At 40.1% G+C, this 5805-nt stretch carries 5 protein-coding genes and 2 pseudogenes; all 7 read right to left on the minus strand.

The window, feature by feature from the left end; translation table 11 throughout:
• Positions 1-19: 19 nt before the first annotated feature.
• Complete coding sequence (locus C7B89_RS22580; protein ID WP_115674647.1) at positions 20-322, minus strand: rhodanese-like domain-containing protein; 303 nt, start codon at positions 320-322, stop codon at positions 20-22.
• 95 nt (positions 323-417) lie between these two features.
• Positions 418-648, minus strand: coding sequence for an RNA chaperone Hfq (gene hfq, locus C7B89_RS22585; RefSeq protein ID WP_004225825.1), 231 nt, complete (start codon positions 646-648; stop codon positions 418-420).
• Positions 649-745: 97 nt separating this feature from the next.
• Positions 746-1648 (minus strand): tRNA (adenosine(37)-N6)-dimethylallyltransferase MiaA, encoded by a 903-nt coding sequence (miaA, locus tag C7B89_RS22590; RefSeq protein WP_066036570.1) that lies wholly within the window; start codon positions 1646-1648, stop codon positions 746-748.
• Complete coding sequence (locus C7B89_RS22595; protein ID WP_016991959.1) at positions 1635-2552, minus strand: alpha/beta fold hydrolase; 918 nt, start codon at positions 2550-2552, stop codon at positions 1635-1637. Before C7B89_RS22595 ends, miaA begins: the two co-directional genes overlap by 14 nt.
• Positions 2553-2555: 3 nt before the next feature.
• A pseudogene (locus tag C7B89_RS22600) lies at positions 2556-4065 on the minus strand (glycerol-3-phosphate dehydrogenase/oxidase).
• An 18-nt stretch (positions 4066-4083) separates the two neighbouring features.
• Positions 4084-5577: a glycerol kinase GlpK gene (gene glpK / locus C7B89_RS22605; RefSeq protein ID WP_054550562.1), complete on the minus strand. Its 1494-nt coding sequence runs from the start codon at positions 5575-5577 to the stop codon at positions 4084-4086.
• 18 nt (positions 5578-5595) lie between these two features.
• A pseudogene (locus C7B89_RS22610) lies at positions 5596-5805 on the minus strand (DNA mismatch repair endonuclease MutL); the annotation flags it as partial.

Here is a 5805-nt window from a genome sequence, read left to right on the forward strand (position 1 = left end):
CTCTTTCTTTTTTCATGATTTATTTAAATTCTAATTCTCCATCATAAGCCAGCATGCCGCCTTCAAGGTTTGTTACATTAAATCCTTGGGCCTCTAAGTAAGCACACGCATTGGCAGAACGAGCTCCAGCCTTACATACAATAATATATGGCTTTTCTACATCTAATTCCTCTAAACGTTCAGGGATAGTTCCGAGTGCAATATGTTGAGCACCTGGGATCATGCCATGGGCTACTTCATCCTCTTCACGTACATCGATAATATATAGGTCCTCATTTGCATCTAACAGATCTAATAATTGTGTTGTTTCCATTGTTTTCATAAACTTTGTCCTCCAAAATATCAAATTCCACTATCATTATAGCTTGTAGCAAAAAAAACAGCCAGTGTGAGAACACTAACTGTTTAACAAACTTATTATACTTCTGTCTCTAAAAACTCTATTTGTTTTGCTGGTACGAATGTAGAAATGGCATGCTTGTAGATTAGGTGCTGCTTATTTTCAGCATCAAGTAGTAATACTGTAAAATTATCATATGATTTCACAGTCCCTTTTAACTGAAATCCGTTTAACAGAAATACAGTTACAAAAACACTGTTTTTACGTAGTTGGTTCAAGAACGTATCTTGCAAATTGATTGATTTCATCAAATAGCCTCCCTACTAACTTTCTACCTCTTCATTCCTATAGTAGCATGTTCTACCAATTTATCAATTAGTAATTTTTAGAAATTTTTCTTTATTCTTATAATCGATCATCCGGCGTAATAAAATGGACATCCATTTTATTACGGAAATAAGTAAGCTGTCTTTTTGCATAGCGACGGGAATTTTGTTTTAAGCTATCAAGGGCTTCCTCTAGGGTACATTTGCCATCTAAATAATCATATAATTCTTTATACCCGATGGCTTGTATAGACTGCACTCCACGGATATTTTGCTGCCATAATCCCTTCACCTCTTGCAGAAGACCATTTTCCACCATTAAATCAACACGACGATTAATACGGTCATATAGCACGTCACGGGACATGTTTTGACCTAGCCCTAAAATAACATGGTCGTAAAGGGGTACTTCCCCTCGATTTTGCGCTTCCGCTGCTTTTGATACACCGCTTAATTCCAGCATTTCTAATGCACGAATAACACGACGTGTATTGTTTGGATGGATTGTCTCCGCTGTTTGAGGGTCTAGTTGTTTTAGTTTGTCATGCATTGCCTCAGGGCCAAGCTTTGCTAATTCCTCATAGTAGGCTTTTCGTGCTTCTTCATCTACTTTTTCATCAGTAAATTGGAAATCATAGAGGACAGCTTGTACATATAAGCCAGAGCCTCCTACTATTATAGGTAATTTTTGACGAGTTTGTATTTCCGCGATCTTCGCACGTACTAATTTTTGATAATCTGCTACCGAAAAAGATTCTGTAGGCTCTAAAAAGCTAAGTAAATGATGAGGAACGCCCTCCATCTCTTCTTCGGTAATTTTAGCTGTCCCAATATCGAGCCCTTTATAAACTTGCATGGAATCACCATTAATGACTTCACCGTGATATTTTTTTGCCAGTTCAATGCTTAATGCCGTTTTACCTGAGGCAGTCGGTCCCACTATTGCTACGACCTCTGCCTGCTGCAATTTAGTTTCTATCATATTTTTCTAACCACCGTAATAAAACTTGAAAGACCGCTTCTTGATTGTCTTCATTTAAAATTTCATGTCGTTTATCCTCGAATAAATAAACCGTTACATCCTCTACACCCACCGCTGCTAACTGTTCAGCAACTTTGTAAACGCCTAGCCCCTGTTCACCAACCGGATCTTTACTGCCACTAATCAAGAGAATAGGGAGGTCTTTTCTTACTTTTGCTAATTCTCTTTTACGATTTAGTGTGGCAAAGCCAGTTGTCAAATCCACGAAAAATTGATTCGTTGGAATAAAGCCACAATAGGGATCATCGATATACTTTTCCACCTCTTGTTGTACTGAACATAACCAATCATAGGCAGTCTTCGGATTAGGAAATTGCTTATTAAAGCTACCAAAGCTCAATTGATTTAACAGCTTACTTTCAGTTTCTTTTCCTAGTCCCTTTGCTAAAGCCTTGGCTACTAGATTTCCTACAGCATGCAAGGCTGTCACATTTCCAGTGCCACAGAGAATAACATTATCTACTTGCTCTCCGTATAATTGAATATAGCGTCTAGTAATGAAAGAACCCATACTATGGCCAAAGAGAATTAATGGTACATTAGCGTATGGTACGTGAAGTTGTGTAATCACTTCATGAGCATCTTTTACAACACGCTCAAAGCCGTTTTCTTCAGCAAAAAAGCCCAATGTCCCATTATATGCTGCCGTTTCACCATGCCCACGGTGATCATGCATCGTCACAACATAGCCTGCTGCGTTGAGTGTTTTCGCAAATGTTAAATAGCGACCGCTGTGCTCTGCCATGCCATGCAAAATGTGAATATGTCCAATACATGGCGTTGAAGGCTCCAATGTTCGCGTGAAGACAAATTGTTCATCCGACATTTGAATATAACGCTCCATCCCTTACTCCCCTTCTTTCACAAAATTTGTTGCATCGTTAATGGCTTGCTCTAATTCAGCAATATATCTATTTTTTTGCTCCTCTGTATAATTTAAGCGTTGTTGCATCACCTGAATCACTTGCTGTTTATAAAGTTTTACTGCTTCAATATCGAAGTATAATAAACCAGTCCGACGGATAAAGAAGTCGCTTGGTGTATAGACCATTTCGGCTTCAATGCCATACAGTAGCATCGCATGTAAGGCAAGTGGCATTGTACTACCATGTTCATGTAAAAATTTCACCCGATCAAATAAGGCATCTACATTCGTGCCATACTTTTGTACGAGATGCTTGGCTTCATCATAATTTAAGCCATATTGTACGCCTTCACGTGCTTTATAGGCAATATAGTCAGGGAAATTAATAGCGTTAATTCCCTTTGCACCAGAAAGTGCTAGCTCACGTGTTAAACAGGCACTTGCATGCTTATAGCGACGAGCCTTTACGATTTTATCCACAATCGTTTCAGCCATTTGGCGATAGCCCGTAAGCTTACCACCCGCAATCGTCATTAAACCACTTGGCGCTGTCCAAATTTCATCTTTCCTTGAAATTTCTGATGGATCCTTACCCTTTTCATAAATCAGAGGTCGGACGCCTGCCCAAGAGGATTCAATTGTGTCTCTTGTGATAGTAGCAGTTGGAAAGACCTTTTTAGCAGCCTCAATTAGATAATCCACATCTTGCTGTGTTGCCACTGGATGTACAGGATTACCTTCATAGACAGTATCCGTAGTCCCTACATAGGTTTTGCCATCTCGTGGAATGGCAAAGGCCATACGACCATCAGCAATATCAAAATAAACAGCTTGCTTTAGCGGGAAATCCTTTTGTTTGAGGACAATATGAACGCCCTTTGTTAGACGTAATTGCTTGTTATCTGCNNTCCGTCATTTCAGCATAATTGAGGCAAAGCGCTCCATATTCTACAGCCTTTTTTAATACTTCAATTGTTAGACGGGCATCATCTGTACGGTATTCTACATAATAGCCACCGCCGACTAAGCCCTCTTGATTGAGTAAAGGCTCTAATGTCAGGGTTTCCTGAGCATTTAACATCGTTCTACGTTCATGTTTTTTGACGCCTGCCAAGCGGTCATAGACCTTTAATGCCATAGATGTTGTGAAGGGACCGAGTGAACCCTTTTTATATAAAGGTAATAGCATTTTTTCAGGCGTTGTGACATGTACAGCATTATCATAAACAATTTCACGCTCTCGCCCTACCTCGGCTACAACTCCTACATCAAATTGCTTTAAATAACGTAGACCACCGTGAATCAATTTGGTTGAACGGCTCGACGTACCAGCTGAAAAATCCTGCATATCAATTAATGCGACAGAAAGGCCTCTTGATGCGGCATCTAATGCAATTCCTGCACCTGTAATACCACCACCAATGACTAATACGTCAAAGCTATAGTGCTCTAGATAATATAAAATTTTTGATCGCTGCTCAAATGAAAACATACCTTTCTCCCCCAATAGCTATGATTTAAAAATTCGTGTTGCCTCTACAGCCTTCTGCCATCCTGTATACAGAGCTGTGGCTTGTTCTTCATCCATGTGAGGTTGATAGGTTTCCCCACTCACCCATAATGCAGATAAAGCCTCTTGGTTTGGCCAGAAGCTTGTCGCCAGCCCCGCTAAATAGGCTGCACCGAGTGCTGTTGACTCATTCAGTTTTGCTAGCTCTACTTGTAGCTGTAAAACATCACTTTGGAACTGCATTAAAAATTGATTTTTGACAGCTCCACCATCTACACGGAGTACTTCAATCGGAGTACCTGCTGCTTCTTCCATTGCATCTAGTACATCTTTCGTTTGATAGGCTAATGATTCTAGTGTTGCTCGAATAAAATGTTCTTTTGATGTTCCACGGGTTAACCCAAAAATGGCGCCACGTGCATCTGTATCCCAGTAAGGCGTACCTAGACCAACAAAGGCAGGGACAACATAAACCCCATCGGTATGATCTACTTTTCTAGCATAGGATTCAGAATCCTCTGCTGTACGAATCATCCTAAGTCCATCGCGTAGCCATTGAATAGCTGATCCTGCTACAAATACACTACCTTCCAATGCATAGGTCACTGTCCCATCAATTCCCCACGCAATGGTTGTCAATAAACCATTTTCCGATGTCACTGCCTGCTCTCCTGTATTTAATAGCATAAAGCAGCCAGTGCCATACGTGTTTTTAGCCATTCCTTTGGTAAAACAAGTTTGTCCAAAAAGTGCGGCTTGCTGATCACCCGCAATTCCAGCTATCGGAATTTTTTCTCCAAAAAATATACTTGGAGCCGTTTCTGTATATATTTCTGATGAATTTCTCACTTCTGGAAGCATGGACATTGGGATAGCTAAAAGCTCACAAAGTTCCTCATCCCACTTCAATTCATGAATATTGTAGAGCATTGTTCGAGCTGCATTTGAGTAATCGGTCACATGAGCCTTTCCCTTTGATAATCGCCAAACAAGCCATGTATCAATCGTCCCAAATAATAAATCCCCATTGTCTGCCTTTTCACGAGCGCCTTCAACATTATCTAAGATCCATTTAATTTTTGTCGCTGAAAAATAAGCATCTAAGCGAAGCCCTGTCTTTTGCTGAAAATGTTCTTCCTGTCCTTGTTCTTTTAAGGTATTCACAATGTCCTGTGTTTGGCGTGATTGCCAGACAATCGCATTGTAAATCGGCTGACCTGTGTGTTTATCCCACACCACTGTTGTTTCGCGCTGATTGGTAATGCCGATCGCATGAACCTCACTTGCTTCATGGCCACTTTCGGTTAATACCGCCGCAATAACGGATAAGATAGAACCCCATATTTCATTGGCATTATGCTCTACCCAGCCAGCCTTTGGAAAAATTTGTTGAAATTCTTTTTGTGCTACATGAACAATTTGACCTTTTTTATCAAATAAAATGGCTCTTGAACTTGTCGTTCCTTGATCAATCGCTAAAATAAATTCACCCATCCATTTTCCCCCTCTCCCTTACATAACCCGTTTAAACATTTTTTCCACTTCATATGATGTAAAGTGAATAAGCACTGGACGTCCGTGTGGGCATGTAAATGGATTATCTGCATTTCGTAAATCTCGTAGCAATGTTTCCATTTGCTCTTTTGTTAAATAATGATTGGCTTTGATTGACTTTTTACAGCTCATCATAATTGCGGCTGCCTCACGTAGTTTTTTGATATC

Source organism: Lysinibacillus capsici, assembly GCF_003367505.1.
Classification (GTDB): Bacteria; Bacillota; Bacilli; order Bacillales_A; family Planococcaceae; genus Lysinibacillus; species Lysinibacillus capsici.

Coding starts and splice junctions, on each gene's coding strand:
- C7B89_RS22595 (WP_016991959.1), bottom strand. CDS start 2,552: ATGGAGCGTTATATTCAAATGTCGGATGAACAATTTGTCTTCACGCGA.
- C7B89_RS22580 (WP_115674647.1), bottom strand. CDS start 322: ATGAAAACAATGGAAACAACACAATTATTAGATCTGTTAGATGCAAAT.
- glpK (WP_054550562.1), bottom strand. CDS start 5,577: ATGGGTGAATTTATTTTAGCGATTGATCAAGGAACGACAAGTTCAAGA.
- hfq (WP_004225825.1), bottom strand. CDS start 648: ATGAAATCAATCAATTTGCAAGATACGTTCTTGAACCAACTACGTAAA.
- miaA (WP_066036570.1), bottom strand. CDS start 1,648: ATGATAGAAACTAAATTGCAGCAGGCAGAGGTCGTAGCAATAGTGGGA.